The sequence below is a fragment of the Dankookia sp. GCM10030260 genome (assembly GCF_042666655.1).
In the GTDB taxonomy this organism is placed as follows: Bacteria; Pseudomonadota; Alphaproteobacteria; order Acetobacterales; family Acetobacteraceae; genus Paracraurococcus.
The window spans coordinates 486260-510706 of sequence record NZ_JBHTDE010000001.1 but is presented as its reverse complement, the minus strand read 5'-3'; the positions used below and the strand labels follow the sequence as shown (position 1 = coordinate 510706).

29 protein-coding genes are annotated in these 24447 nt (G+C 72.1%); 19 read left to right on the top strand and 10 right to left on the bottom strand.

What is annotated here, in order from left to right; translation table 11 throughout:
* Window positions 1–2: 2 nt before the first annotated feature.
* From flhA to ACFQS7_RS02505, 4 genes are all read left to right on the top strand, one after another.
* Window positions 3–2066, top strand: a complete 2064-nt coding sequence (flhA, locus tag ACFQS7_RS02520; protein ID WP_380065434.1) for a flagellar biosynthesis protein FlhA — start codon at window positions 3–5, stop codon at window positions 2064–2066.
* A gap of 3 nt (window positions 2067–2069) precedes the next feature.
* On the top strand, window positions 2070–2984 hold the full coding sequence (locus tag ACFQS7_RS02515; RefSeq protein ID WP_380065433.1) for a GTPase: 915 nt from the start codon (window positions 2070–2072) through the stop codon (window positions 2982–2984).
* Complete coding sequence (locus tag ACFQS7_RS02510; RefSeq protein WP_380065432.1) at window positions 2981–3730, top strand: AAA family ATPase; 750 nt, start codon at window positions 2981–2983, stop codon at window positions 3728–3730. The genes ACFQS7_RS02515 and ACFQS7_RS02510 overlap by 4 nt, the downstream gene beginning before the upstream one ends.
* A 126-nt stretch (window positions 3731–3856) precedes the next feature.
* Window positions 3857–4927 carry an OmpA family protein gene (locus ACFQS7_RS02505; protein WP_380065431.1) on the top strand — a complete coding sequence of 357 codons (1071 nt, stop codon included), beginning with the start codon at window positions 3857–3859 and terminating at the stop codon, window positions 4925–4927.
* 36 nt (window positions 4928–4963) lie between these two features.
* Here the strand turns inward: ACFQS7_RS02505 and ACFQS7_RS02500 are convergent, their stop codons facing one another.
* The gene (locus ACFQS7_RS02500) at window positions 4964–5845 is read right to left on the bottom strand and encodes an S-methyl-5'-thioadenosine phosphorylase (RefSeq protein WP_380065430.1); all 882 of its coding nucleotides are present in this window, start codon (window positions 5843–5845) and stop codon (window positions 4964–4966) included.
* A gap of 143 nt (window positions 5846–5988) precedes the next feature.
* Here ACFQS7_RS02500 and ACFQS7_RS02495 point away from each other — a divergent pair, with 143 nt between their 5' ends.
* Together ACFQS7_RS02495 and ACFQS7_RS02490 are read left to right on the top strand one after the other, a co-directional pair.
* The gene (locus tag ACFQS7_RS02495; protein WP_380065429.1) at window positions 5989–6132 is read left to right on the top strand and encodes a hypothetical protein; all 144 of its coding nucleotides are present in this window, start codon (window positions 5989–5991) and stop codon (window positions 6130–6132) included.
* A 13-nt stretch (window positions 6133–6145) separates the two neighbouring features.
* The gene (locus ACFQS7_RS02490; protein WP_380065428.1) at window positions 6146–6940 is read left to right on the top strand and encodes a metallophosphoesterase; all 795 of its coding nucleotides are present in this window, start codon (window positions 6146–6148) and stop codon (window positions 6938–6940) included.
* Between the two features lie 82 nt (window positions 6941–7022).
* On the opposite strand, the gene ACFQS7_RS02485 is transcribed toward ACFQS7_RS02490, so the two are convergent.
* The 4 genes from ACFQS7_RS02485 to petA all read right to left on the bottom strand — a co-directional run bounded on the left by ACFQS7_RS02485 (window position 7023) and on the right by petA (window position 11350).
* On the bottom strand, window positions 7023–8513 hold the full coding sequence (locus tag ACFQS7_RS02485) for a hypothetical protein (RefSeq protein WP_380065427.1): 1491 nt from the start codon (window positions 8511–8513) through the stop codon (window positions 7023–7025).
* 224 nt (window positions 8514–8737) lie between these two features.
* Window positions 8738–9520, bottom strand: a complete 783-nt coding sequence (locus tag ACFQS7_RS02480) for a cytochrome c1 (protein WP_380065426.1) — start codon at window positions 9518–9520, stop codon at window positions 8738–8740.
* Complete coding sequence (locus ACFQS7_RS02475) at window positions 9520–10791, bottom strand: cytochrome bc complex cytochrome b subunit (protein WP_380065425.1); 1272 nt, start codon at window positions 10789–10791, stop codon at window positions 9520–9522. The genes ACFQS7_RS02480 and ACFQS7_RS02475 overlap by 1 nt, the downstream gene beginning before the upstream one ends.
* A gap of 10 nt (window positions 10792–10801) precedes the next feature.
* The gene (gene petA / locus ACFQS7_RS02470; protein ID WP_380065424.1) at window positions 10802–11350 is read right to left on the bottom strand and encodes a ubiquinol-cytochrome c reductase iron-sulfur subunit; all 549 of its coding nucleotides are present in this window, start codon (window positions 11348–11350) and stop codon (window positions 10802–10804) included.
* A gap of 207 nt (window positions 11351–11557) precedes the next feature.
* Between petA and hemF the strand changes: the two genes are divergently transcribed.
* From hemF to ACFQS7_RS02445, 5 genes are all read left to right on the top strand, one after another.
* Window positions 11558–12448 (top strand): oxygen-dependent coproporphyrinogen oxidase, encoded by an 891-nt coding sequence (gene hemF / locus ACFQS7_RS02465; RefSeq protein WP_380065423.1) that lies wholly within the window; start codon window positions 11558–11560, stop codon window positions 12446–12448.
* Between the two features lie 49 nt (window positions 12449–12497).
* Complete coding sequence (locus tag ACFQS7_RS02460; RefSeq protein WP_380065422.1) at window positions 12498–13472, top strand: NADPH:quinone reductase; 975 nt, start codon at window positions 12498–12500, stop codon at window positions 13470–13472.
* 195 nt (window positions 13473–13667) lie between these two features.
* Window positions 13668–14000 carry an FKBP-type peptidyl-prolyl cis-trans isomerase gene (locus tag ACFQS7_RS02455; RefSeq protein ID WP_380065421.1) on the top strand — a complete coding sequence of 111 codons (333 nt, stop codon included), beginning with the start codon at window positions 13668–13670 and terminating at the stop codon, window positions 13998–14000.
* A 78-nt stretch (window positions 14001–14078) separates the two neighbouring features.
* Entirely contained in the window at window positions 14079–15050 is a 972-nt protein-coding gene (locus tag ACFQS7_RS02450; RefSeq protein WP_380065420.1) for a Bug family tripartite tricarboxylate transporter substrate binding protein, read from the top strand.
* 82 nt (window positions 15051–15132) lie between these two features.
* Window positions 15133–15855, top strand: coding sequence for an SH3 domain-containing protein (locus ACFQS7_RS02445; RefSeq protein WP_380065419.1), 723 nt, complete (start codon window positions 15133–15135; stop codon window positions 15853–15855).
* Window positions 15856–15971: 116 nt separating this feature from the next.
* Here ACFQS7_RS02445 and ACFQS7_RS02440 read toward each other — a convergent pair whose 3' ends face one another.
* Together ACFQS7_RS02440 and ACFQS7_RS02435 are read right to left on the bottom strand one after the other, a co-directional pair.
* Window positions 15972–16466, bottom strand: coding sequence for a hypothetical protein (locus ACFQS7_RS02440; RefSeq protein ID WP_380065418.1), 495 nt, complete (start codon window positions 16464–16466; stop codon window positions 15972–15974).
* Window positions 16463–16912 (bottom strand): hypothetical protein, encoded by a 450-nt coding sequence (locus ACFQS7_RS02435; protein WP_380065417.1) that lies wholly within the window; start codon window positions 16910–16912, stop codon window positions 16463–16465. Before ACFQS7_RS02435 ends, ACFQS7_RS02440 begins: the two co-directional genes overlap by 4 nt.
* Before the next feature lie 231 nt (window positions 16913–17143).
* Here ACFQS7_RS02435 and ACFQS7_RS02430 point away from each other — a divergent pair, with 231 nt between their 5' ends.
* From ACFQS7_RS02430 to ACFQS7_RS02405, 6 genes are all read left to right on the top strand, one after another.
* Entirely contained in the window at window positions 17144–17812 is a 669-nt protein-coding gene (locus tag ACFQS7_RS02430; protein WP_380065416.1) for a 50S ribosomal protein L25/general stress protein Ctc, read from the top strand.
* An 18-nt stretch (window positions 17813–17830) separates the two neighbouring features.
* Complete coding sequence (pth, locus tag ACFQS7_RS02425) at window positions 17831–18406, top strand: aminoacyl-tRNA hydrolase (protein ID WP_380066189.1); 576 nt, start codon at window positions 17831–17833, stop codon at window positions 18404–18406.
* Window positions 18406–18879, top strand: a complete 474-nt coding sequence (locus tag ACFQS7_RS02420) for a hypothetical protein (RefSeq protein WP_380065415.1) — start codon at window positions 18406–18408, stop codon at window positions 18877–18879. The genes pth and ACFQS7_RS02420 overlap by 1 nt, the downstream gene beginning before the upstream one ends.
* A 174-nt stretch (window positions 18880–19053) precedes the next feature.
* Complete coding sequence (gene ychF / locus ACFQS7_RS02415; RefSeq protein ID WP_380065414.1) at window positions 19054–20148, top strand: redox-regulated ATPase YchF; 1095 nt, start codon at window positions 19054–19056, stop codon at window positions 20146–20148.
* A 24-nt stretch (window positions 20149–20172) separates the two neighbouring features.
* Entirely contained in the window at window positions 20173–20664 is a 492-nt protein-coding gene (locus ACFQS7_RS02410; protein WP_380065413.1) for an MgtC/SapB family protein, read from the top strand.
* A 125-nt stretch (window positions 20665–20789) separates the two neighbouring features.
* Complete coding sequence (locus ACFQS7_RS02405; RefSeq protein ID WP_380065412.1) at window positions 20790–21257, top strand: MgtC/SapB family protein; 468 nt, start codon at window positions 20790–20792, stop codon at window positions 21255–21257.
* Between the two features lie 28 nt (window positions 21258–21285).
* Here ACFQS7_RS02405 and ACFQS7_RS02400 read toward each other — a convergent pair whose 3' ends face one another.
* Window positions 21286–21453, bottom strand: a complete 168-nt coding sequence (locus ACFQS7_RS02400) for a hypothetical protein (protein ID WP_380065411.1) — start codon at window positions 21451–21453, stop codon at window positions 21286–21288.
* Window positions 21454–21547: 94 nt separating this feature from the next.
* Here ACFQS7_RS02400 and ACFQS7_RS02395 point away from each other — a divergent pair, with 94 nt between their 5' ends.
* Entirely contained in the window at window positions 21548–21988 is a 441-nt protein-coding gene (locus tag ACFQS7_RS02395; RefSeq protein ID WP_380065410.1) for an MgtC/SapB family protein, read from the top strand.
* A gap of 561 nt (window positions 21989–22549) precedes the next feature.
* On the opposite strand, the gene ACFQS7_RS02390 is transcribed toward ACFQS7_RS02395, so the two are convergent.
* Together ACFQS7_RS02390 and ACFQS7_RS02385 are read right to left on the bottom strand one after the other, a co-directional pair.
* Entirely contained in the window at window positions 22550–22996 is a 447-nt protein-coding gene (locus tag ACFQS7_RS02390) for a hypothetical protein (RefSeq protein WP_380065409.1), read from the bottom strand.
* A 29-nt stretch (window positions 22997–23025) separates the two neighbouring features.
* Window positions 23026–23244, bottom strand: a complete 219-nt coding sequence (locus ACFQS7_RS02385; RefSeq protein WP_380065408.1) for a DUF4169 family protein — start codon at window positions 23242–23244, stop codon at window positions 23026–23028.
* 146 nt (window positions 23245–23390) lie between these two features.
* On the opposite strand from ACFQS7_RS02385, the gene ACFQS7_RS02380 reads away from it, so the two are divergent.
* A complete protein-coding gene (locus ACFQS7_RS02380) occupies window positions 23391–24383 on the top strand; it encodes a TRAP transporter substrate-binding protein (protein WP_380065407.1) in 993 nt (330 codons plus the stop codon).
* Window positions 24384–24447: the final 64 nt, after the last annotated feature.

Below are 24447 nucleotides of genomic sequence, written 5' to 3'. Positions count from 1 at the left end.
GGATGGGACGCATCGCGCTGCCAGGATGGCTGCGGGACATCCGGATCGGCGGCGACGTGGCGCTCGCCCTCGGCGTCGCCCTGCTGCTGGCGGTGCTGGTGGTGCCGCTGCCGGTGCTGCTGCTGGACGCGGCGCTCGCGGTGTCCATCACCCTGTCGGTGCTGATCCTGATGGTGGCGCTGTTCCTGGTGCGGCCGCTCGACTTCACCGCCTTCCCGCAGATCCTGCTGCTGTCCACCCTGCTGCGCCTGGCGCTGAACGTCGCCACCACCCGCACCATCCTGACGCATGGGCACGAAGGGCCGCAGGCGGCCGGCCAGGTGGTCGCCGCCTTCGGCGGCTTCCTGATGGGCGGCGACGTCATGGTCGGCCTGATCGTCTTCGCCATCCTGCTGGTGGTGAATTTCATGGTGGTGACGAAAGGCTCGGGCCGCATCGCCGAGGTCGCGGCGCGGTTCAGCCTGGACGCCATGCCCGGCAAGCAGATGGCGATCGACGCCGACCTGTCCTCGGGCCTGATCGAGGAGAAGGAGGCCCGCCGCCGCCGCCGCGAGCTGGAAGAGGAAAGCGCCTTCCACGGCGCCATGGACGGCGCCGCCAAATTCGTCCGCGGCGATGCGATCGCCGGGCTGGTCGTCACCGCCATCAACCTGATCGGCGGGCTGGCGATCGGCGTGCTGCGGCACGGGCTGCCGGTCGGGGAAGCCGCGACCACCTTCTCGATGCTGACGGTGGGCGACGGGCTGGTCAGCCAGATCCCGGCGCTGCTGGTCTCGGTCGCCGCCGGCATCGTCGTGACCAAGGGCGGCGGGGAGGAACGCGCCGACCAGGTGATGGGCCGCCAGCTCGGCCAGGGCTGGAAGCCGATGGCGCTGGCCGGCGGCGCCGCGGCGGTGATGGCGCTGCTGCCGGGGATGCCGCTGATCCCCTTCCTGGCGCTCGCCGCCGCCGCCGGCGCCGTGGCCTGGACCCGGCGCGAGGCGCAGCAGGTCGCCGAGGCCGCGCCCGCCGCCGCCCCGGCGGATGCGGCCGAGCCCCCGGTGGCGGATGCGCTGCGGCTCGACCTGCTGCGGCTGGAGCTGGGCTACGGCCTGCTGTCGCTGGCGGCCGGGGAGGCGCCGCGGCTGACCGAGCAGATCAAGGCGCTGCGCCGGTCCATGGCGCAGGAGATGGGCTTCGTGCTGCCCAGCGTCCGCATCCAGGACAACCTGGAATTGCCGCCCGACACCTACATCCTGCGGGTGAAGGAGATCGAGGCCGGCCGCGGCCAGCTCCGCCCGCCCCTGCAATTGGCGATCGATCCCTCCGGCCAGGTCCCGGCCATGGCGGGGGAGCGCACGACCGAGCCCAGCTTCGGCCTGCCCGCGCTCTGGATCGACGAGGGCCTGCGCGACGAGGCCCTGGCGCGCGGCTGCACCGTGGTGGATTGCGCCGGCGTGCTGGCGACCCACCTGACCGAGACGGTGCGCGACACCATGCCCGAGCTGCTCTCCTTCGCGGAGACACAGAAGCTGCTCGACGAATTGCCGGCCGAGCACCGCAAGCTGGTCGCCGACGTCATCCCGTCCCAGATCGGCACCGGCGGGTTGCAGCGCATCCTGCAGGCGCTGCTGGCCGAACGGGTCTCGATCCGCGACCTGCCGACCATCCTGGAAGGCGTGCAGGAAGCCGTCGCGGCGGGCAGCCGCGGCATCGGCGGCATCCTCGGCGTGGTGCGGGCGCGGCTGTCGCGGCAGCTTTCCGAAGCGGCGCGGGGCGCGGGCGGCTACGTCCCGCTGATCTCGCTGTCCGCCGACTGGGAACTGGCCTTCGCCGAAAGCCTGGCCGGCCCGCCGGAGGACCGCCAGCTGGCGATGGCGCCGTCCCGGCTGCAGGAGTTCATGCAGCGGTTGCGCGAGGCCTTCGACGCCGCGGCCAATGCCGGAGAAGCGCCGGTGCTGGTCTGCTCGGGCGGCATCCGCGCCCATGTCCGGGCGATCGTCGAGCGCTTCCGCCCGGCGACCATGGTGCTGAGCCAGGCGGAGATCCACCCGCGCGCCCGCATCCGCACCCTGGGCCAGGTCTAGCGCATGCGGCTCCGGCTGTTCCGCGCGCCCCGGATGGCGGAGGCCATGGCCCAGGTCCGCGCCGCGCTGGGCGACGACGCGGTGATCCTGGCGACGCGGCGGGTCCATGGCGGGGTGGAGGTGACCGCGGCGCTCGACGCGAGGGCCGAGGCGGAACCCTGGCTGATCCCGGCCGCGGCGCCCGAGCCCGCGCCGGCCGGGCCGGCACCGCCCGCATCCGCGGGGGCCGGGCCGCTGGCGCGGCACAGCCTGCCGGCCGCACTCGCCGCGCAGCTCGCCTGCGGGCCGCTCGACCGGGCGCTGGCCACGGCGCTCGGCTTCGCGCCGCTGCCGGATGCGACGGCCGCGCCGCTGCTGCTGGTCGGCCCGCCCGGCGCCGGCAAGACGCTGTCCTGCGCGAAGATGGCGACGCGGGCGGTGCTGGCCGGCGGCGTGCCGCTCGTGGTGACGACGGATGGCGAGAAGGCCGGGGCGGCGGAGCAACTGGCCGCCTTCACCCGGCTGCTCGGGCTGGGCCTGACCGTCGCGCCGCAACCGGCCGCGCTGGCCAAGGCGGTGGCGCGGCGGGCGGCCGGCCAGCCGGTGCTGATCGACAGCGCTGGCTGCGACCCCTTCGATGCATCCCAGGCCGCGGCGCTGCTCGCCCTCGCCCGGGCGGCGGGGGCGACGCTGCTGCTGGTGCTGCCGGCCGGGCTCGACCCGGCCGAGGCGGCGGAGACCGCGCAGGCCTTCCGGGCGCTCGGCGCGCGCCACCTGCTGCCGACCCGGCTGGATGCGGCGCGGCGGCTGGGCGGGGTGCTGGCCGCCGCCGCGGCCGGGCTGGCGCTGACGGAAGCCGGGCTGGGCCAGGACCCGTCCGGCGACCTGGCACCGATCGATCCCGCCTGGCTGGCGGCACGGCTGAGGGGGGAGGCATGACCGGCACGCACAAGGGAAGACTGCTCGCCGTCGCCTCCGGCAAGGGCGGCGTCGGCAAGACGGTGCTGGCGATCGGCCTCGCCCAGGCCCTGGCCCAGGCCGGGCAGCGGGTGCTGCTGGCCGACGCCGATCTCGGCCTGGCCAATGTCGACGTGCAGCTGGGCCTCGACCCGCAGCATGATGTCGCAGACGTGCTCGCGGGCCGGTTGAGCGCCGCTGCCGCTGCAACATGGCACGCGGCAGGCTTCGCCATCCTGCCCGGCCGCTCCGGGTCCGGCGCGCTCGCCGGGCTGGATGCCGCGGCGGTCGGCCGGCTGGTGGCGGCGCTGCGCGACGCGACGGCCGAATTCGACACCGTGCTGCTCGACCTCGGCGCCGGGCTGGATGCCGCGGTGCGCCGGCTGGCGGCGGCGGCCGACCTGCTGCTGGTGGTGGCGACCGAGGAGCCGACCAGCCTGACCGACGCCTATGCCGTGCTCAAGCTGCATCGGCGCGACCGGCCGGGTGCCGCGGCGCGGGTCGTGGTCAACCAGGCCGCGGACCGGACGGGCGGCGAGCGCACCTGGCGGACGCTGGACCGGGCCTGCAACCGTTTCCTCGGCGCTGGCGTGGGCCTGGCCGGGATCGTCGCGCGCGATGCGCGGGTGGCCGACTCGATTCGCCACCAGGCGCCGCTGCTGACCCGCCATCCGGGCTGCCCGGCCGCCCGGGACATAGCGGCATTGGCGAATTTCCTGGCCGGATGAACACAGGCATGCGCGCTTCGCAGCCGCGAAAGGTTTTGCGTTTCCATGCTGGCCAAGCGGAAAGCTATGGTCTTTACACCCTCTCTGGGCAGCCCTCTCCCGGCGCTGCCAGCCCTGGAGCATCCGATGTCGTTCCGCCGCCTTCTCCTGGCCGCCACCCTGCTCGCGGCGCCGTTCGCCGCCGGGGCGCAGCCGGTCGAAGGGCTCTATCTCGGGGCCGGTGCCGGCCTCAATTTCGTCCCCGACCTGAATGATCAGGGCGTCCGTCTCAGCACCCGCGACCCCGGCTTCGCCGGCGTGCTCTCGCTCGGCTGGGGCTTCGGCAATGGCTGGCGGGCGGAGGTCGAAGGCAACTACCGCACCGACGAGGTCGACCGGCTCTCGCTGAACGGCACGCGCCTCGGCAGTTCGGGCACCTACGACAAGTACGGGGCGATGGCGAACCTGCTGTTCGACTTCGACCTGTCGAATTTCGGCATCGCGCCCTCGACCTACCAGCCCTATCTCGGCATCGGCGGCGGCTATGTCTGGAACGAGATCCGCAAGGCCCGCTTCGCCACCGGCGGCAGCAGCTACCGGATAGAGGACACCGATCCGCAATTCGCCTACCAGGCCATACTCGGCTCGGCCTTCGGCCTGGGCAACCTGGCGCCGGGCCTGTCGGTGACGGCGGAATACCGGTTCCTCGGCACGCTGGAGCCGAAATTCAACATCGCCCGCACCTCCGGCCCGGCCGTCCCGGGCGTGCCCGGCAGCTTCGAGCCGACCAATTACAACCACTCGGTCCTGCTCGGCCTGCGCTACGCCTTCAACCCGCCGCCGGTGGCGGCCGTCCCTGCCCCGGCCCCGGTGGCGGCGCCCGAAGTGGCGCGCACCTACCTGGTCTTCTTCGACTGGGACCGCGCCGACCTGACCGACCGCGCCCGGCAGATCATCGCCGACGCCGCCGGCGCCGCCCGAAAGGTGCAGACCACGCGGATCGAGGTCGCCGGCCATGCCGACCGCTCCGGCACGCCGCAATACAACCAGCGCCTGTCGCAGCGCCGCGCCGACGTGGTGGCGAGCGAGCTGGTCAAGCAGGGCGTGGCGAAGGACGAGATCACCGTCACCGCCTTCGGCGAGACCAAGCCGCTGGTCCCCACCGCCGACGGGGTGCGGGAGCCGCAGAACCGCCGGGTCGAGATCGTCCTGCGCTAAGGGGGGGGGAAAGGGCGCCCTTCCCCCCGCGCCGGCTCAGCCCAGCAACCGCCCGGCCACCGCATCCAGCTTGGCCAGCAGCGCCGGGTCGCGCTTCTCGGGCGCGGTGATGATGGCGTGGTCGAGCGCGCGGTCGCAGCCCGCCGGGCAGAGGCCGCGCGGGGCGCCCAGCACCGGGACCACCGCCTTCACCAGGGCCTTCGCCTTGTCGGCGTTGTCGAACAGCACCTTCACCACCTGGTCCACCGTGACATGGCCGTGGTCGGGGTGCCAGCAGTCGAAATCCGTCACCATGGCGACCGTCGCGTAGCAAAGCTCGGCCTCGCGGGCGAGCTTGGCCTCCGGCATGTTGGTCATGCCGATGACGCTGCAGCCCCAGGACCGGTACAGCTCGCTCTCGGCCTTGGTGGAGAATTGCGGCCCCTCCATCACCAGGTAGGTGCCGCCGCGGGTCACCGGCAGCGCCAGGCCGCGCGCCGCGGCCTCGACCGCGTCGCCGATCCGCGGGCAGACCGGGTGCGCCACCGAGACATGCGCCACGCAGCCCTGGCCGAAGAAGCTCTTCACCCGGGCGAAGCTGCGGTCGATGAACTGGTCGACGATGACGAAATGCCCCGGTGGCAGGTCCTCCCGCAGCGAGCCCACCGCCGAGAGCGAGATGACGTCGGTCACGCCCGACCGCTTCAGCGCGTCGATATTGGCGCGGTAGTTGAGGTCGGAGGGTGGCGTCGGGTGGCCGCGGCCATGGCGCGGCAGGAAGACGCAGCGGACGCCTGCCAGCCGGCCGAACAGCAGCAGGTCGGAAGGCTCGCCCCAGGGCGTCTCCACCTTCCGCCATTCGCGGTCCTCGAGCCCGTCGATGTCATAGAGGCCGGAGCCGCCGATCAGGCCGATGACGGGGTCTATGCGGTCGGACATAAGCGGGCTCTCCGGCATCCAGGCCGCGGTTCTAGGGAAAGCGCGGCGGGCTGCCCAGGGGTGTGTCAGCCCAAGCCCCGCATGCGATGATCGCCGCCGAGTCGCGCCCCGGCGGGACCCATGTCTTCCAGGAGAGCCCGCCCGTGACCCGTGCCCTCACCTTGGCGGCGCTGCTGCTGCCCCTGCTCGCCGCCTGCAACCAGCCGCCGGCGCCGGTCGTCGACAGGTCGATCGAGCGCGGCACCGCGCTGCCGCCGCCCGGCCTGGCGACAGCGCCGCGGCGCTGAGGCGCGCCGCGCCGTGTGGATCGCGCAGCTCTCGGACCCGCATGTCCGGCCGGCCGGCGCGCTCTACAAGGGCGTGGTGGATGCGAATGCCGCGCTGGAAGCGGCAGTGGCCCAGGTCAATGCGCTCGACCCGCAGCCCGACCTGGTGCTGCTGACCGGCGACGTGACGGAGGAGGGCACGCCGGCCGAATATGCCGCGGCGCGGGCGATCCTGGCGCCGCTGCGGGCGCCGCTGCGCGTCATCCCCGGCAACCACGACGAACGCGGGGCCTTCCGCCAGGCCTTCCACGACCACGCCTGGCTGCCGCCCAACGGCCCCTTGCACTACGTGGACGCGGCATCCGGCCCGGTGCGGGTCATCGCGCTGGATGTGACGATCCCCGGCCTGCACCACGGTGATGCCGATGCGGCGGCGCTGGCCTGGCTGGAGGCGGCGCTGGCGGCGGAACCCCGGCGACCGGCGGTCATCATGATGCACCAGCCGCCGATCGCCTGCGGCGTGCCCTATCTCGACCGCTACCGCTGCCATGGCGGGGCGGCGCTGGCCGCCCTGCTGGCCCGTTTCCCGGCGGTGGAACGCGTGCTGTGCGGCCATGTCCACCGCAGCATGCTGCGTCGCTTCGGCGGCACCCTGCTCTGCACCGCGCCGAGCACCGCGACGGCGATCGGCCTGCGACCATGGCCCGGGGCGCGGCCGGCCTCCTCCCTGGAGCCACCGGGCTTCCTGCTGCACCAATGGCGGCCGGAGGGGATGCTGACCCATGCCGTGCCGATCGGCGGCTTCCCCGGCCCCTATCCCTTCGCCTGACCCCGGCCGCGGCGGGCGCTGCAGCGGATCGTGTTCCTGGATGAATGCTGCTCCGCTGTAGCCCGTTCCTTGTGAAGCGGATTCATGCCTCCGGGCGCCTCACGCCCGCCGGCGCCCCGTTCCAGGCGGCGCAGCCGGCGGCATGGTGGCCGTGGGGCCGGTCCGCATGGCCGTGGCCATGCCCCCGGTGGTGCCCGCCATGCTCCGGCCTGCCTTCCGCCACGACCTGGTCCGTCACGGTCAGCGTCACCACCGGCAGCGCGCCCTCGAAGCCGGAGGCATTGCTGCCGACCGGGTACAGCGTGATGGTCTCTGCATGCGGGCCCGCCACGGTGGTGTCGAGGCGGAAGCCCAGCGCGACCAGGCCGTCGCCGGCCGCCAGCCCGGCGAAGGGCTCCGCCCCCTCCACCGCGGCGGCATCGCCGGCGACCTCGAAGCGGCCGGACAGGTCGTCGGCCGGGGCCGCGGCCAGGTTGCGGACGGCCAGCACCACCGTGCCGGGGTCGCTGCCCTGGGCCAGGCTGCCGAGGTCGAGGGTCCAGTGGGCGCCGTCCTGTGCCAGGGCACCGGGGCCGGAGACCAGTTCGAAGCCGGGATCGGCATAGTTCAGCACCGCGCCGGTGATCGGCAGGGTGGTGCCGACGTCGAATTGGAACCGCATGAACTCGTAGCCGAGATGCACGGCCTGGTCCTGCAGCAGCAGCGCCGCGGTGGTGTCGAGCGTCACCTCGAAGGCGACGATGCCGCCGCGCGGGGCGATGCCGAAATTCTGCGGCGTGACGCCCGAGCCCGCCAGCGCGGGATCGGTGACGTTGCCGCCGTTCACCAGGGTCTGCACCGCCCCCTTCGCCGAATAGCCGCCATTGCCCGACAGGTTGATCAGGCTGAAATGGACCACCGCCGGGTCACCGACATGCAGGGTGCCGAAATCGAGGCCGGCGAGGTCGGCGGGGGCCGAGGCCCGCATATGGTCCGGGTCGAAGATGCGGACATTCGGCTGGTCGAAGGTCCCGGCGATCACCTGCCCGCTGCCGCTGAAGCCGGAAGCCGGGGCGAATTCGTTGCCGATGCCCGAATTGCCGTTCTGGAAAAGCCCGATCTCGATGTTGTTCGCGCCGAGCACGACGCTGCCGCCCCCGGCGCCGTCGCCGGGACCCAGCAGGGCAAGCGTGCCCGCCGCGACCGAGAAGGGCCCCAGCGGCGAGCCCGGGAAGGCCTCGAAGGACGCCGCGCCGCCGATGTCGAGCACCGCGTCCCGGCCGATGGTCAGGCCGGCATTGACGAAAAGCAGGGCGTCCTCCAGCTGGAGGCTGCTGCCGGTCGCCTCCGTCAGGCTGCCCGCCAGGAAGCGCTCGGCGCCGGTGCCGGCCAGGGTGACGGAGGCCCCCTCCTCGATCAGCAGGGTGCCGACCTGGCCGCCTGCGGTGGCGGTCCAGTCGCCCGGGCCGAAGACCGCGATGTCGTCGGGGCCGGGCGCCTGCGTCGCCGGCGCGTCCAGCGTCGCGTCGTACCAGCTCGCCGGATCGTCGAAACGGGCACCGGGTGCGCCGGTCCAGTCGAAGATGTCGGTCATTGCGGACGCCCTCCCCAGGCCGGGGAGCAAAGGCCGATCGACGCCGCTTTGGAAGGCCAAATATGAGCCGTGGCTAATACCGCCCATCACAGCCGGGCGACGTCCTGCGCAACGGCAAAAGGCCGCCCGGTGGGGCGGCCTTTCGGGGGGCTGCGGGGAGCTCTTGCCCCACGTTCGCCGCTGCGGGGGTGGTTGGCCCTGGCGGCGTCCTGCGCCGGCGGCCGCTAGTGCACGTCGGCCCAGATCTTGCGCTTCACCGCATAGGCCAGGCCGCCGAGGATGGTGAAGAACAGCACCATCTTCACGCCCATCGCCTTGCGCTCCTCGAGCTCCGGCTCGGCCGCCCAGGTGAGGAACTGGGAGACGTCCCGAACCATCTGCTCGACCGTCGGCTTGGTGCCGTCGGTGTATTCCACCTGCCCCTCGCTGCTGAGCGGCTGCGCCATGCCGATCTGGTGGCCGGGGAACCACTTGTTGTAGTTCATGCCCGGCATCAGGGTGACGCCGGCCGGCGGATCCTCGTAGCCGGTCAGCAGCGCGTGGATGTAGGCCGCGCCGCCCTCGCGGGCCTTGGTGATCAGCGACAGGTCGGGCGGCAGGGCGCCGTTGTTCGCCGCGCGGGCCGCGTTGTCGTTGGGGAAGGGGCTGCGGAACCGGTCCGAGGCCCGGCCGGCGCGCTCGAACATCTGGCCCTCGTCGTTCGGCCCGTCCTGCACCTGCACCGTCGCCGCGATCGCCCGGACCTCGGCATCCGAGAGGCCGAGGTCGCGCAGGTTGCGGTAGGACAGCAGGTGCATCGAGTGGCAGTTCGCGCAGACTTCCTTGTAGACCTGGAAGCCGCGCTGCGCCGAGGCGCGGTCGTAATGCCCGAAGATGCCGTCGAAGGAGAAGCGGACCTCCGGCAGCTTCATCGCCTCCCCGGCCGCCTGGGCCGGGGTACCGAAGCCGGCGCCGGCCGCCAGGCCGGCCGCCAGGGCGAGTGCCCGAAGGCCAGGAAACACCCGCATCACGCCTTCTCCATCGGCTTGCTCATGGCGCCGGCCAGCACCGGGCCACCCCCCCGCAGCACGGGACGGGCGATGCTCTCGGGCAGCGGCAGCGGTCGTTCGAGCCGGCCGAGCAGCGGCAGGATCACCAGGAAGTACAGGAAGTAGTAGGCCGTCGCCACGCGGCTGAGGGTCACGTAGGGCTCCTCCGGCGGCTTGCCGCCGCAGTAGAGCAGCACGAAGAACGACACCAGCCAGGTGAACAGGAAGGGCCGCGCCAGCGGGCGGAACCGCATCGAGCGCACCGGGCTGGTATCCAGCCAGGGCAGGACGAAGAGGATGGCGATCGAGGCGAACATCATGATGACGCCGCCCAGCTTGTCCGGCACCGCGCGGAGGATCGCGTAGAACGGCAGGAAGTACCATTCCGGCACGATGTGCGGCGGCGTCACCAGCGGGTTGGCCGGGATGTAGTTGTCCGGGTGGCCGAGCATGTTCGGGAAGAAGAACACCAGCACCGAGAAGACCGCGAAATAGGCCACCAGCCCGACGCTGTCCTTGGCGGTGTAGTAGGGGTGGAAGGGCAGCGTGTCCTGCGGACCCTTCGGGTCGATGCCGAGCGGGTTGTTGGAGCCCGTGATGTGCAGCGCCGCGACGTGCAGGAAGACCACGCCGAAGATCACGAAGGGCAGCAGGTAGTGCAGGCTGAAGAAGCGGTTCAGCGTCGGGTTGTCGACCGAGAAGCCGCCCCACAGCCAGGTCACGATCTCCGGCCCGACCAGCGGCAGGGCGCTGAACAGGTTGGTGATCACGGTGGCGCCCCAGAAGGACATCTGGCCCCAGGGGAGCACGTAGCCCATGAACGCCGTGGCCATCATCAGCAGGAAGATGACGACGCCCAGCATCCACAGCAGCTCGCGCGGCGCCTTGTAGGACCCGTAGTACAGCCCGCGCCAGATATGGACGTAGACCACGATGAAGAACATCGAGGCGCCGTTGGCGTGGGCGTAGCGCAGCAGCCAGCCGTAGTTCACGTCGCGCATGATGCGCTCGACGGAATCGAAGGCCATGCTGGTATGGGCGGTGTACTGCATGGACAGGACGACGCCGGTGACGATCATGATCACCAGATTGACCATGGCCAGGGCGCCGAAGTTCCAGAAGTAGTTGAAGTTACGGGGTGTCGGAAACGACCCGTACTCCTTCTGCATCATCGTGATGATGGGAAGCCGCGCATCGATCCAGTTGAGGACCGGGTTGGCGACGTCGCTCTTGTGCAGTCCGGATGCCATTGCCTGCTCCTCAGCCGACCGTAATCTTCGTGTCGGTATTGAAGGCGTAGTCGGGGACCGCGAGGTTGGCCGGGGCCGGCCCCTTCCTGATGCGGCCGGAGGTGTCGTAGTGGCTGCCGTGGCAGGGGCAGAACCAGCCGCCGAAATCGCCGCGCGGATCGGTCGGCTTCTGGCCCAGCGGCACGCAGCCCAGATGGGTGCAGACGCCGACCACGACCAGCCAGTTGTCCTTCTTCACGCGCGCCTGGTCCGGCTGCGGGTCCTTCAGCTCGGAGATCGGGGTGGCGCGGGCCTCCTTGATCTCCTCCGCCGAGCGGTTGCGGACGAAGACCGGCTTGCCGCGCCACATCACCGTCACCGCCGAGCCGGTGGCGATCGGCGTCAGATCGACCTCGGTGGTCGAGAGCGCGAGCGTGTCGCGCGCCGGGTTCATCGAGCTGATGAAGGGCCAGGCCATCGCGCCGACACCCACGGCAGCGAAGGATGCCGTCACCAGTAGCAGGAAGTCGCGCCGGGTCTCGCCGTCCTGCGGCGCCGCCTGCGCCATACTATCGGCCATGCCTCATCGTCCCTGATCGCGGCCACGCTTGCGTCCCGGGACGGGACTGGCGGGGGCCGAATGCGATTGACGCCGCGGGAGGCAAGCGGGGCCGGGCATGGCCGGTCCTGCGCTATCCTCTCGCGCCGCGCCGCATATAAAGGGACGAGATGCAGGGTGGCAATCCACCGGAACCGCAATAGAACCCCTGCGCTCCAGGAGGAAACCATGACCGAGGCCACCGGACCCGCCGGACACCCCTTCGCCCCCCGGGCACGTGCCTGGTTCGAGGCGCTGCGCGACAGCATCTGCGCCAGCTTCGAGGCGATCGAGGACGACCTGGCCGAGGGCCCGCATGCCGCGATGCCGCCCGGCCGCTTCGAGCTCACGCCCTGGACCCGGCCGGAAGGCGGCGGCGGCACCATCGGGCTGATGCGCGGCCGGGTCTTCGAGAAGGTGGGGGTCAACGTCTCCACCGTGCACGGCGAATTCTCCCCCGAATTCCGCAAGATGATCGCCGGCGCCGAGGAAGACCCGCGGTTCTTCGCCACCGGGATCTCCCTGGTCGCGCATATGCGCAGCCCGCGGGTGCCGGCGGCGCATTTCAACACCCGCTTCCTGGTGACGACGAAGCACTGGTTCGGCGGCGGCGGCGACCTCACGCCGATGCCGATGGAGGCGCCGGAATCGCTGGCCGACGCGGCGCGCTTCCACGCCGCCTTCCAGGCGGCCTGCGACCGGCACGACCCCGAGTATTACCCAAAATTTAAGAAATGGTGCGACGAGTACTTCTTCCTGCCGCATCGCGGGGAGACCCGCGGCCTGGGCGGCATCTTCTTCGACTATCTCGGCGACCGCACGCCGGGGCATGGGATCGAGGCCGATTTCGGCTTCGTCCAGGATGTCGGGCGCGCCTTCCGCGACGGCTACTCGGCGATCATCCGCGACCGGATGCACGAGCCCTGGACGCCGGCGGAGCGCGAGCACCAGCTGGTCCGCCGCGGCCGCTACGTGGAGTTCAACCTGCTGCACGACCGCGGCACGCTGTTCGGGCTGAAAACGGGGGGCAATGTCGAGGCGATCCTGATGTCGCTGCCGCCCGAGGCGAAGTGGCCTTGACCCTGGCACCGCGCATCCCCATCCGCCCCGCAACGCAGGAGACCGATCGATGAAAGCCGTCTGGTACGACCGCAACGGCGGGTCCGAGGTGCTCACCCATGGCGAGCTGCCCACCCCCTCCCCCGGCCCGGGCGAGGTGCTGGTCCGCCTCGCCACCTCGGGCGTGAACCCGTCCGACTGGAAGACCCGGCGCGGCTCCCGCCCCATGGCCTTCCCGCGCGTCATCCCGCACAGCGATGGCGCCGGCACCATCGAGGCGGTGGGCGAGGGTATCGACCGGGCGCGGATCGGCCAGCGCGTCTGGATCTGGAACGGCCAGTGGAAGCGGCCCTTCGGCACCGCGGCCGAATACATCGCCCTGGCCGCGATCCAGGCGGTGCCGCTGCCGGACAACACCCCCTTCGAGGCCGGCGCCTGCCTCGGCATCCCCGCGCTGACCGCGCTGCACGGGGTGCTGACCGATGGCGGCGTCACCGGGCAGACCGTGCTGGTCACCGGCGGGGCGGGCTCGGTCGGGCATTATGCCATCCAGTTCGCCCGGCTGCTGGGTGCGACCCGCATCCTGGCGACGGTGAGCTCCGAGGCCAAGGCGGCGCATGCGCTGGCCGCCGGCGCGGACGCCACCATCGACTACAAACGGGAGGACGTGGCCGAGCGCGTCGCCGCGCTGACCGGCGGCACCGGGGTGGACCGGGTCGTGGATATCGACCTCTCGACCACCGCGCCGCTGCTGCCGGCCATCCTGGCGCCGGGCGGGCTCTGCGCCGCCTATGGCTCGAACGGCCCGGCGGCGACCATGCAGTTCGGCCCGTCGATCATGCGCGGCATCGCGGTGCGCTGGTTCATCGTCTACGAGCTGGACGCGGCGCAGCGGGCCCTGGCGGTCGGCACGCTGGATGCCTGGCTGCGGGCCGGGCTGGTGAAACACGCCATCGCCGCCCGGGTCCCGCTGGCCGACTGCGCCGCGGCGCATGACGCGGTGGAAGCCGGCAAATACATGGGCAACCTCGTTCTGGACTGCTGAACGGCCGGCAAGCGCGGGGAGGGAAACGTTCTCCCTCCCCAAGCCCCTCCCTGCCTTTCCGTAGGCTCGGCACCGCCGCGAAGCGAATGCCGGCTCGGAGAAATGGAGGAGGGTCCAGGGAGGATACTTCCTCCCTGGCCTTGCCTTGCTCCCCCAAGGCCCATACCCATCCCCGTCCAAAGGAAAGCGACGACCATGAGCGACGAGACGATCGGCACCGGTGCGACGGCGACCGCGGGCCAGCTGGTCACGGTGCACTACACCGGCTGGCTGCACGACCCCGCCGCGCCCGAGACCAAGGGGAAGAAGTTCGACAGCTCGCGTGACCGAAACGACCCCTTCCAGTTCGAGCTGGGCGCCGGCCATGTCATCCAGGGCTGGGACCAGGGCGTCGCCGGCATGAAGGTCGGCGGCAAGCGCCGCCTGACCATCCCGCCGGAGCTGGGCTACGGCGCGCGCGGCGCCGGCGGCGTGATCCCGCCGAACGCCACGCTGGTCTTCGACGTGGAGCTGCTCGGCGTCGGCTGACGCCGCCGGCGCCGCGCTACCGGTGTTGCGCCGGCGGATGGTATGGATGGTTCCAACCAATCACGGGAAGGAACCGCCATGCTGAACCGCCGCGCGATACTCGCCACCCCCTTCATCGCCGCCCTGCCGCTGGCCGGGCGCGCGCAGGCCGCCTGGCCGGACCGGCCGGTGCGGGTCATCGTCGGCTTTCCGCCGGGCGGGTCGCTGGATGTCATGACCCGGCTGGCGGCCGAGCAGATGGGCCAGCGCCTGGGCCAGCCCTTCGTGGTCGAGACGCGCTCGGGCGCCTCGGGCAATATCGGGATGGAGGCGCTCGCCCGTGCCACGCCCGATGGCTACACCATCGGCACGGTCAGCATGCACAACCTGCTGATCAACCCGCTGCTGTTCAAGAAGCTGCCCTACGACCCGGAACGCGACTTCGCCTGGATCAGCGCCATGTGGGACCTGCCCAACGTGGCCGTGGTCCCGGCGCAGCTGCCGGTGCGCAGCATCGCAGAGCTTGCCGCCTGGGCGAAGCAGCGGCCGAACGGGGTCAGCTTCGGCTCCTCCGGCGTCGGCACCACCATCCATCTGTCCGGGGCCTATCTCGCCGGGCGGGCGGGGTTCGAGGCGCAGCACGTCACCTTCCGCGGTGCCGCGCAGACCATCCCGGCGCTGCTCTCGGGCGACATCCAGTATGCCGTGGACAACCTCGCCAGCTATGTCGGGGTGATCCAGGAGGGCCGCATGCGGGCCCTGGCGGTGTCGCTGCCCGAGCGCTGGCCGGCGCTGCCGGATGTGCCGACCATGGCCGAGGCCGGCCTGCCGAATTTCGAGGTCTCCCCCTGGCATATGTGGGCGGCGCCGCGTGGCACGCCGCAGGCCGTCACCGAACGGCTCTCGGCCGAGATCCGCGCCGCCTGGGCCGACCCGGCGCTGCAGCAGCGCGCCATCGGCATGGGCGCGCGGCTGACCGGCTCGACCCCCGCGGGGCTGGCGGAGCGGCTGGCGAAGGAGCGGCCGATCTGGGCGGAGATGGTGAAGGTCAGCGGGGCGCAGCCGGAATAACCGGCGCGATGGTGATCGGCCGGGCGCTTTCCTCACCCCGCCGGGGCGGCCAGAAGCGCTACCCCGCCTGACAGGACGCCCGATGCCGAAGCCCATCCTGCCTTGTCTTCTCCTGGCCGCGCTGGGCCTCGTGGCCTGCGACGATCCGCCCAAGGACAAGCCGCGGGCGGCAGCCGACGGCGGCACGTCCGGCGCCGAGGCCGCCGAGGCCCGCCGCGCGGCGGAGGAGCAGCTCCGCACCCGGCTGCGCATGCCGGGCGACATGCCGCTGCGGGCGGTGCAGGTCTGGCGGCAGCAATTGGCCGGGACCATCGCGGTCTGCGGCCAGGTGAACCCGGCCGGCGATGCCAACGACCCCTTCATCCCCTGGGTCGCCACCGTGACCCTGGCCGGGGGCCGCGCGCAGCGCACCGAACTGGTGCTCGGCGCCTCCAATGCCGAGGCGTCGCGGGTCTATGTCGAGCTGGTGGACCGCTGCTTCGAGGGCGGCGGGCCGCGCACCGCGCAGGGCATCCGGCCGATGCCGCCGCTGCCGCTGGACGCGTCGATGGTCCCGGCCCGCCCGGCCGCCGTCGCGGCGCCGGCGGCCACGGCCGGCGCCCCGGCCGTGGCCAGCCGCCAGGTGACCACCAGCCAGGCGCATCCGGTCAATATCCGCAACGCGCCGGGCGGCGGCGGCGCGGTGGTCCGGGTGGTCCCGCGGGCCTCCACCCTGCGGGTCTTCGGCGAGGCGCCGGGCGGCTGGCTGGAAGTGGGCGAGGACCAGCCCTTCGGCTGGGTGCACGGCTCGGTGCTGGACCGCTGATCGGCGCGCGAAGGCTCGCGGCGCCATCGCCGGAACCCTGATCGCGCACCCGCATGGAAGCCGGAGCGTGCCGCATGGGCGGCGCCGGGCGCCTCATGCGCCAGCTGGCCCATTGCCTATTGCAGGCTGCCCCAGCGCCCCGTCGCCGGTTCGGCCGAGGCCCATGCCCAGCCGGTGTCGTCGCGGCAGAGGCTGGTCAGGTACCAGGCGCGCGCCCCCGCCTTCCCCGCTTGTGCCGGCTTGGCCTCGTCGACCGAGAAGGCGACCTCGCGGCAGGCGGCCAGCGGCGTGTCGATCTCCCGCAGCACCACGACCTCGCCCTGCTTGTCGCCGATCGGCAGGGAATGCCGCACCTGCCAGGGCCGTGCCTCGCCGGGCGGCGCCGCGGCCGCGGCGGCGGCGATCGCCGCCTGCTCGGTCCGGTGCCAGCGGCGGGAGACATGGCGGAGGCTCCAATCTGCCACCGCCCGGGTGCCGACGCCAACCGCGATGCCGACCGCCGGATTGCCCGAACCGGCCGCGGCCGCGGTCCCCGTGGCGGCACCGATCAGGTCGCTGGCCGAGCTGCATCCCCCCAGCACCAGCGCGGCCGCGAGGACCGCCAGCCTCACTGCAACGACCCCCAGCGCCCGGTCGCCGGCTCGGCCGAGGCCCATTTCCAGCCGGTCGCGTCACGGCAGACCGCGGCCAGGTAGAAGGCCCGGGTCGCCTTGGCGCCCGCCCCGTCCTCGACAGAGAAGACGATCTCCTTGCAGTCCAGCGCGCCGGTGCTGATCACCCGGCTGACCGCCACCTGGCCGCGCTCGTTCGGCTCGACCGGGATGGCATGGTTGGTCTTCCAGGCCGCAGTGCCGCTGACCGGCAGCGGCCCGGCGGCGGCGGCGATGCGGTCCTGCGCCGCGCCATGGGTTTTCCGCTGGGCATATTGCAGCCCGGCCCGGCCGAGCGCCTGGACGCCGAGGCCGATGCCAGTGGTCAGCGCGGCATTGGCACCGAGGCTGTCGGCGACGCTGGCGCCGCCGATGCCGGCGACCGCCGAGGTCGTCTCGGTCAGCACTGCCTGGCAGCCGGGGAGGAGAAGGAGGGAGAGAAGGATCGCGGGCGGGATGGGGCACGGCATCGGGATCGGCAACGCGCCCCTCCGCCGGTGGTTCGCCGCTTTGCGTTGCTTTGCCTGCCCCGATCCGCTATCCCCCCGCCGCGCCGGCACCCCTGGAGGCCGGCGCGCCCATGTCCGGGACATGCCGTCCCCGACAGGGCCTTTTCCCAAGCAAGCGGAGTTCGACCAATGGTCCAGACTGTACGGATCGAGGCCGTGGCGCGCGAGCGGGCCGGTAAGGGGGCGGCGCGTGCGACCCGGCGTGAGGGGCTTGTCCCCGCTGTCATCTACGGCGCGAAGCAGGAGGCGACCCTCGTCTCCCTCGACCCGCGCGACGTGATGAAGGAATTGCAGAAGGGCGGCTGGCAGTCCCACCTGTACGAGGTGGCGCTGAAGGACGGCTCGACCGTCCGCACCGTGATGCGCGACGTTCAGTTCCACCCGGTGACCGACCGGCCGCTGCATGTCGACTTCCAGCGCCTGGCGGCAGGCACCCGCATCCGCGTCCGGGTGCCGGTGCATTTCCTCAATGAGGACACCTGCCCGGGCATCAAGGAAGGCGGCGTGCTGAACGTCGTGCGGCGCGAGATCGAGGTGCTGGCCAATCCCGACCAGGTGCCGGACGCCTTCGAGATCGACCTCGGCGAGGCGACCATCGGCGACAGCCTCCGCTGGTCGGCGGTGAAGGACAAGTTCGGCACCAAGGCGGTGATCGAGCGTGACTTCGTCGTCGCCACCGTCGCCGCGCCGACGGTGATCGAGGAAGTGGTGGCCGCCCCGGTCGCCGCCGCGCCGCCGCCGGCCAAGGGCAAGGGCGGCAAGGCCGCCGCGCCGGCCGCGCCCGCCAAGAAGAAGTAGCCTCCGGACGTCGTGGCGATGCTGCTCTGGGTGGGACTGGGCAATCCCGAGCCCGCCCAGGCGCGGCATCGCCACAACATCGGCTTCATGGCGCTCGACGCCATCGCCCGCCGGCACGGCTTCGCGCCCTGGCGGCAGCGCCACAAGGGGCTGGTGGCGGAGGGCATGGTCGGCGGCGTCAAGGTGCTTGCGCTGAAGCCGCAGACCTACATGAACGGCTCGGGTGACAGCGTGCAGCCCGCCGCCGGCTTCCACAAGATTCCGCCCGCCGACATCTGCGCCTTCCACGATGAGCTCGACCTGATCCCCGGCAAGGTCCGGGTGAAGCGGGGCGGCGGCGCCGCCGGGCACAACGGGTTGCGCGACATGCAGCGGGCGCTCGGCACCCCGGATTTCTGGCGGGTGCGGCTCGGCATCGGCCATCCCGGCCACAAGGACCGGGTGCATGGCCATGTACTGGGCAATTTCGCCAAGGTGGACACCTGGGTGGAACCGCTGCTGGACGCGGTGGCCGACGCCGCCCCGCTGCTGGCCCAGGGCAAGCCGGAAGACTTCATGACCAGGGTCGCCTTGCTGACCCAGGAGACCCGCTGATGGAAGCCGAGGACATCGCCGACTTCGCCGCCGGGATGGGCGGCGGGCCGGGCCCCGAGGACCTCGCCAACGGCGCCGCGGCGCTGGCCGCCGCCCTGGTGCGGGAGGCGCAGGCGCTGGCGGCGACCGCGGCTGCGCTCCGCCAGGCCGCGGCGGTGACCCCGGGCGACCCGACCGGCGGGCCGCTGTCGGATATCCGCCGCCAGCGCGGCGCCATGGCGGCCTCGGGCGAGGCGGCGATCCGCGCGGCGCTGCTGCTGGAAGCCGCCGAGGCGATCGGGCCGGGCGGCGAGCCGGGCCAGCTGGCCGGGGAGATCGCCGCCGCGGCGCGGCGCGCCGGGGTCGCGGCGGCCGGGCTGGTACCTGCGCTGCGGGCGGCGGCACTGTCGCTGGCGACCGACGACGGCGCGGCGCGGATTGCCGCCGCCACCCTGGCGGCGGACCTTGCCGCGGCGCTGGGCCGGGCGCGATAGAGCGCGATGGCTTGAGGCGGTATCGCCGAAAAGCCTGAATCGCGCGGCCGGACGAAGGCGAGAACATGATGCGTGAGCGAAGCCGAACGCGTCATGCTCTCGCACCAAGGCCCCCGGTCCCGGGGGCGGTTTCGCATCGTCGGCGCGGCGCGCCGGTCACTCCAGGAGGTTCCCGTGGGTTTCAACTGCGGCATCGTCGGCCTGCCGAATGTGGGGAAGTCCACGCTGTTCAACGCGCTGACGGAAACGGCGGCGGCGCAGGCGGCGAACTACCCCTTCTGCACCATCGAGCCCAATGTCGGCCGCGTCGGCGTGCCCGACCCGCGCCTCGACATGCTGACCAAGATCGGCAAGTCGCAGAAGACGGTGCCGACCAGCCTTGAATTCGTCGACATCGCCGGCCTGGTCCGTGGTGCGAGCAAGGGCGAGGGCCTGGGCAACCAGTTCCTCGCCAACATCCGCGAGGTGGACGCCATCGTCCATGTCCTGCGCTGCTTCGAGGACACCGACGTCACCCATGTCGAGGGCAGCGTCGACCCGGTGCGGGATGCCGAGACGGTCGAGACCGAGCTGATGCTGGCCGACCTCGAGGGCCTGGAGAAGCGCCAGGTCGGCCTGCAGAAGCGCGCCCGCAACGGCGACAAGGAGGCGATCTCCCAGCTTGTCCTGATCGACCCGATCGTCGCCGCCCTGCAGGCCGGCAAGCCCGCCCGCACGGCGGTGCCGAAGGGCGAGGAGGAGGCCGCCAAGCGGCTGCAGCTGCTGACCACCAAGCCGGTGCTCTATGTCTGCAACGTGGAGGAGGCCTCGGCCGCCACCGGCAACGCCTTCTCGGAGAAGGTCTTCGCCATGGCCAAGGCCGAAGGGGCCAGCGCGGTCGTCGTCTCGGCGGCGATCGAGGCCGAGATCAGCCAGATGGCGCCGGCCGACCGGCCGGACTTCCTGGAGAGCCTCGGCCTGCACGAGGGCGGGCTCGATCGCGTCATCCGCGCCGGCTATGCGCTGCTCGGCCTGCAGACCTACTTCACCGTGGGGCCGAAGGAGGCCCGCGCCTGGACCATCACCAAGGGGACGAAGGCACCGCAGGCCGCCGGCGTCATCCATGGCGACTTCGAGCGCGGCTTCATCGCCTGCGAATGCACCGCCTATGACGACTTCGTCGCCCTGGGCGGGGAGCAGGGCGCCAAGGAGGCCGGCAAGATGCGGGTCGAGGGCAAGGAATACGTCGTCCGCGACGGCGACATCCTGCTGTTCCGCTTCAACGTGTAAGCCCCAATTGTCGGGGCCCGGCCGATGAACGAGGCGATCACCGGCTGGCTGCAGGCGCAGGGACCGGAGGTCAACACCGCCTTCGTCCTGGTGCTGGCCTTCCTGATGGGCGCCGCGGTCGGGATCGAGCGCGGCATCAGCACCAGCTCGGTCGGCATGCGCACCTGCACGCTGGTGGCGCTGGCCAGTGCGGCCTTCGCCTACCTGATGGTGCAGCGGGTGCCGCAGTCGAATTGGGGCAACGGCTTCGGCGCGGTGGCGACCGGCGTCGGCTTCCTCGGCGCCGGGGCCATCCTGCGCGGCGGCAACGGCCTGTACGTGCGCGGCCTGGGCAATGCCGGGACGATCTGGTGCGTCGCCATGATCGGCCTGCTGGTGGGCGCGCAGGAATACTTCGCCGCGCTGATCGTGGTGCTGCTGGTGCTGGCGGTGAACGTGGTGCTGCGCCCGGTCGCCGCCTGGATCGAGCAGCACCGTGCCCGGATCAAGCCCGAGGACGACGTGCTGGACGGCTAGCGCGCGATGGCTTGAGGCGGAAGCGCCGCCGAGCCTGAATCACGCGACCAGGCAAGGGCTGGCACGTGATACGGGAGCGAACGCGAACGCATCACGTGCCAGGGTAAGGGCGGGCGATATTGGACATGATCCTCGGCTGGATAGGCCGCGACACCACGCTGTCCGGCCTGCCGGTCGCCTTCCTGCTCGGCGCCGCGGTGGGGGCGGAGCGTGAATGGCGGCAAAGCGCGGCCAGCCTGCGCTCGTGCGTCCTGGTCTCGGTGGCCGCCGCCGGCTTCGCCGACCTGATGACCACCCGGGTGGACCCGGCCAATCTCGGCGCTGCCTTCGGCGCTATTGCCACCGGCGTGGGGTTCCTCGGCGCCGGCGCCATCCTGCGGGAGGGCGCCAATGTCCGCGGCCTGTCGACCGCCGCCACCATCTGGTGCGTCGCCGCCATCGGCGCCCAGGCCGGGGCGCAGGAGACGGTGGGGGCGGTCTGGCTGACCGTGCTGGTGCTGCTGATCAACGTGCTGCTCAAGCCGTTGCAGCGGGTGATCCGGCGATCGCGGCCGGCGCAGCCCTCGGCCGAGGACCGGGCGCTGGAGGGGTAGCGGCCGGCGGGTGCCAGCCCGGCGGCGGCTACAGCGCCGCGCGCGCCAGCAGGATCTCCATGCCGCGTGGCCACTTGCCCGCACGGAACGGCAGGTCGCCCGCGGTCAAATCCATCACGGTACCGAGCGGGCGGGCGATGCCGCGGATATCGAGGGTTCTCGCCGCCAACCGATCCAGCGCCGCGCCACCATCCATGGCATTATCCCGATCGTCGCATGACGATCAGGCTGCCAGGAAACCGGGATGGCTCGGCCCCGTCCCACATCCCGCCGGGAGGAGGCGCGCCCGCATGCCGTCAGGCTTCCCGCTGAGCGCGGTCCCCGTCCTGATCGCCTTCCTGCTCGGCGCCGCCATCGGCGCGGAGCGGGAATGGCGGCGGCATCCGGGCGGCCTGCGGTCCTGTGCCCTGGTCGCCGCCGCGGCCTGCGTCTTCGCTCGCATCGCGGTCGGCCATGGCGGGTCCAATCCCGGCGCGGCGCTGGGGGCGATCGCCACCGGGGTCGGCTTCCTCGGCGCCGGGGTGATCCTGCGCCGCGGGACCACGGTGCGGGGGCTGTCGACCGCGGCGACCTTCTGGGCGGTGTCGGCGGTCGGCACCGCGGCGGGGCTGCAGGAGTTCGGCCTGGCGCTCGGGCTGACCGCCGTGGTGCTCTGCGCCCATGTCGGGCTGCGGCCGCTCTCGGCCTGGATCGAGGCGAAGGCGCCGCCGGAGGAAACCGGGCCGCGGTGATGTCGGATGGCCGCCGCCCCGCGTGCCGGTGGGCTCCCGGGCGGCAGGGGCGCGGCCGGAGCGAGAGGCCCCGAACCATGACCATCCAGGCGACGCCGTGTCGCACGACGCGCCGAAGGGTCTCGCCGACCGCATCGCCGCCGGCCTGCAGCCCGGGGCCTACTGGGGTACCTCGCGGACCCATGCCAGGGCGATGAGCGAGGCCGGGACCAGCCGTGGCGGCTGCATGGTGATCGCGGCGCCGACATGGAGGCCGCGACCGGCGGGGCGGCGCGCTGCCCGGCGGCGGCGGCCGAAGCGGTGGGGATCCGGCGGGTTCTGGCGATGAATGGCTGATCCTGCGGCGGCAGGAAGGCAAGCTCGGCGAGGAAAGCGTTTCCTTCCCGAACCCCTCCTTTGCTTCTCCCGGGCCCGGCACCTGCCGCGCGGCGGGTGCCGGGCCACGGAGACGGGGAAGGGTTGGATGCCCTGCGTCCAACGGGAAGGATATGCCCCCACTGGCCCTGCCTGACGCCGCCCGGATGACGCGCGGCGGCGGCTGCGCGGCGACCGTGCGGCCGGTCAGTCCCGCTTGTTCATCAGCACGGTGTAGCTGCACAGGCCGTTGCGGTGCTCGCCCTGGAAGCGGCCGTTGTCGAAGACCCCGGTGGTGGCGATGGTGCGGTCCAGCGAATCCGACATCCGCACGTCGCCGCTGGTGCCCACCGCGCCGGTCAGCACGTGCTGCACCGAGGGCTCGATCAGGAAGCTCGCGCGGCCCTGGCGCACGGTGATGGTGCGGTCCTCGGGCGCCGGCTGCCGGCAGGCGCGGGTGCGGTCCGGGTTGAGCGTGAGGCGGCCGGCATAGACGCCGTCGAAGCCGGTGACCGGGGCGCTGGGCTTGCTGGCCGAGGCGTTGGCGGTGCGGGCGGCGGCATTGTCCGTCGCCTCCGGGATCGTCGTCTCATTGGCGCAGGCGGCGAGCAGGCAGGGCGCGAGCAGCGCCAGGACCAGGGTACGGGGGGTCATCGGGGTCTCCGTCTGGGTCGGGGGGCCGGTCAGGCCGGGCCTTCGGTCCCCGGCGTTCCGGTAGGGGGCGGCGGGTCGTCGCGCCGGGCGCCGTCGAGCAACGCCTGGCGGCGCGTCTCGGCCCGCTGGTCGTTGGCTTTTTCGGCGCCGCTGCGGCCGTGCCTGGCGCGGTTGGCGGCCGCGGTCGCGGCGTCTGCCGCCTTCGCACGGGCCTTCTTCACGCGGTTCAGGTTGACGACCTCGCCCATGGCGGCAGGATAGGACGGATCGGTGGCCGGCGGGAACGCCCGGCCGCGCGATTCCGCCCGGCCGGTTTCCCAACCCCCGGCAATGCGGCTAGACTTCCTTTCGGAGCCGGCGCCAACAGCCGGCCTGCCAGATCCGAGGAAGCATCATGAACCGCAGGGCCCTGCTGGGCGGCGCGCTGGCCGCGCCCGCCCTCCTTTCCATCCCCGTCCGCGCCCAGGGGGTCATCACCCTCAACGGCGCCTCCCAGTTCGGCGACGACCATCCCTACACCAGGACGATGGTGAAGTTCGAGGAACTGGTGAAGCAGTACTGGGGCAAGCCGGTCAACTTCGTGCTGCACAAGAACAGCAGCCTCGGCCTGGAGAAGCAGTACTTCGAATACATGGCGCAAGGCCGGGCGGTGGACTTCGCCATCGTCTCGCCGGCGCATATGTCCACCTTCTCGAAGGCGGCGCCCTTCGTCGATGCGCCCTTCATCTTCCGCGACCTGGCGCATTGGAACCAGGTGCTGGACCAGGACCTGTTCAAGCCGGTGGCGGACGAGGTCGAGAAACGCGCCCGCGTCGCCATGATCGGCTATGGCGGCGGCGGCACCCGCAACATCTTCGCCAACAAGAAGCTGACCAACCTGGCCGACATGCGTGGCCTGAAGGTCCGCGTGCAGGGCGCGCCGATCTGGTCCCGCACCTTTGCCGCCGTCGGCATGTCCCCGACCGTCATCGCCTACAACGAGATCTACAACGCCATCCAGAACAACGTCATCGATGCCGGGGAGAACGAGGCCGCCGGCGTCGAGCAGATGCGCTTCTATGAAGTCGCACCCGACCTTTCGATGACCCAGCACGCCATCACCATCCGGCCGCTGTGCTTTTCCGTCGCCACGCTGGCCAAGCTGCCGAACGACCTGCAGGCAGCGATCCGCCGCGCGGGCAAGGAGGCCAGCATCTTCCACCGCCAGGCCGAATCCGGCGCCGACAGCCAGATCCTCGAGACGCTGGAGAAGGGGGCGAAGCTGCGCCGCATCGAGTTCACCCAGCGGGCCGAGATGAAGAAGCTGGTCGACCCGGTGATGGCGGCCTATGCGAAGGAAATCGATGCCGAGGCCATCCTGAACAAGATCAACGCGCTGACCTCGTGACGCCGGCGGGGCCGGCCCCCATGGCCTTACCATCCAGGGCCGGCCCCGTGCCGCATTTCATCCA

Excerpts from the sequence above, each read along its gene's own strand:
- flhA (WP_380065434.1), top strand. The coding sequence starts at position 3 with ATGGGACGCATCGCGCTGCCAGGATGGCTGCGGGACATCCGGATCGGC.
- ACFQS7_RS02515 (WP_380065433.1), top strand. The coding sequence starts at position 2,070 with ATGCGGCTCCGGCTGTTCCGCGCGCCCCGGATGGCGGAGGCCATGGCC.
- ACFQS7_RS02510 (WP_380065432.1), top strand. The coding sequence starts at position 2,981 with ATGACCGGCACGCACAAGGGAAGACTGCTCGCCGTCGCCTCCGGCAAG.
- ACFQS7_RS02505 (WP_380065431.1), top strand. The coding sequence starts at position 3,857 with ATGTCGTTCCGCCGCCTTCTCCTGGCCGCCACCCTGCTCGCGGCGCCG.
- ACFQS7_RS02500 (WP_380065430.1), bottom strand. The coding sequence starts at position 5,845 with ATGTCCGACCGCATAGACCCCGTCATCGGCCTGATCGGCGGCTCCGGC.
- ACFQS7_RS02485 (WP_380065427.1), bottom strand. The coding sequence starts at position 8,513 with ATGACCGACATCTTCGACTGGACCGGCGCACCCGGTGCCCGTTTCGAC.
- ACFQS7_RS02480 (WP_380065426.1), bottom strand. The coding sequence starts at position 9,520 with ATGCGGGTGTTTCCTGGCCTTCGGGCACTCGCCCTGGCGGCCGGCCTG.
- ACFQS7_RS02475 (WP_380065425.1), bottom strand. The coding sequence starts at position 10,791 with ATGGCATCCGGACTGCACAAGAGCGACGTCGCCAACCCGGTCCTCAAC.
- petA (WP_380065424.1), bottom strand. The coding sequence starts at position 11,350 with ATGGCCGATAGTATGGCGCAGGCGGCGCCGCAGGACGGCGAGACCCGG.
- hemF (WP_380065423.1), top strand. The coding sequence starts at position 11,558 with ATGACCGAGGCCACCGGACCCGCCGGACACCCCTTCGCCCCCCGGGCA.
- ACFQS7_RS02460 (WP_380065422.1), top strand. The coding sequence starts at position 12,498 with ATGAAAGCCGTCTGGTACGACCGCAACGGCGGGTCCGAGGTGCTCACC.
- ACFQS7_RS02455 (WP_380065421.1), top strand. The coding sequence starts at position 13,668 with ATGAGCGACGAGACGATCGGCACCGGTGCGACGGCGACCGCGGGCCAG.
- ACFQS7_RS02450 (WP_380065420.1), top strand. The coding sequence starts at position 14,079 with ATGCTGAACCGCCGCGCGATACTCGCCACCCCCTTCATCGCCGCCCTG.
- ACFQS7_RS02445 (WP_380065419.1), top strand. The coding sequence starts at position 15,133 with ATGCCGAAGCCCATCCTGCCTTGTCTTCTCCTGGCCGCGCTGGGCCTC.
- ACFQS7_RS02430 (WP_380065416.1), top strand. The coding sequence starts at position 17,144 with ATGGTCCAGACTGTACGGATCGAGGCCGTGGCGCGCGAGCGGGCCGGT.
- pth (WP_380066189.1), top strand. The coding sequence starts at position 17,831 with ATGCTGCTCTGGGTGGGACTGGGCAATCCCGAGCCCGCCCAGGCGCGG.
- ACFQS7_RS02420 (WP_380065415.1), top strand. The coding sequence starts at position 18,406 with ATGGAAGCCGAGGACATCGCCGACTTCGCCGCCGGGATGGGCGGCGGG.
- ACFQS7_RS02410 (WP_380065413.1), top strand. The coding sequence starts at position 20,173 with ATGAACGAGGCGATCACCGGCTGGCTGCAGGCGCAGGGACCGGAGGTC.
- ACFQS7_RS02405 (WP_380065412.1), top strand. The coding sequence starts at position 20,790 with ATGATCCTCGGCTGGATAGGCCGCGACACCACGCTGTCCGGCCTGCCG.
- ACFQS7_RS02400 (WP_380065411.1), bottom strand. The coding sequence starts at position 21,453 with ATGGATGGTGGCGCGGCGCTGGATCGGTTGGCGGCGAGAACCCTCGAT.
- ACFQS7_RS02395 (WP_380065410.1), top strand. The coding sequence starts at position 21,548 with ATGCCGTCAGGCTTCCCGCTGAGCGCGGTCCCCGTCCTGATCGCCTTC.
- ACFQS7_RS02390 (WP_380065409.1), bottom strand. The coding sequence starts at position 22,996 with ATGACCCCCCGTACCCTGGTCCTGGCGCTGCTCGCGCCCTGCCTGCTC.
- ACFQS7_RS02385 (WP_380065408.1), bottom strand. The coding sequence starts at position 23,244 with ATGGGCGAGGTCGTCAACCTGAACCGCGTGAAGAAGGCCCGTGCGAAG.
- ACFQS7_RS02380 (WP_380065407.1), top strand. The coding sequence starts at position 23,391 with ATGAACCGCAGGGCCCTGCTGGGCGGCGCGCTGGCCGCGCCCGCCCTC.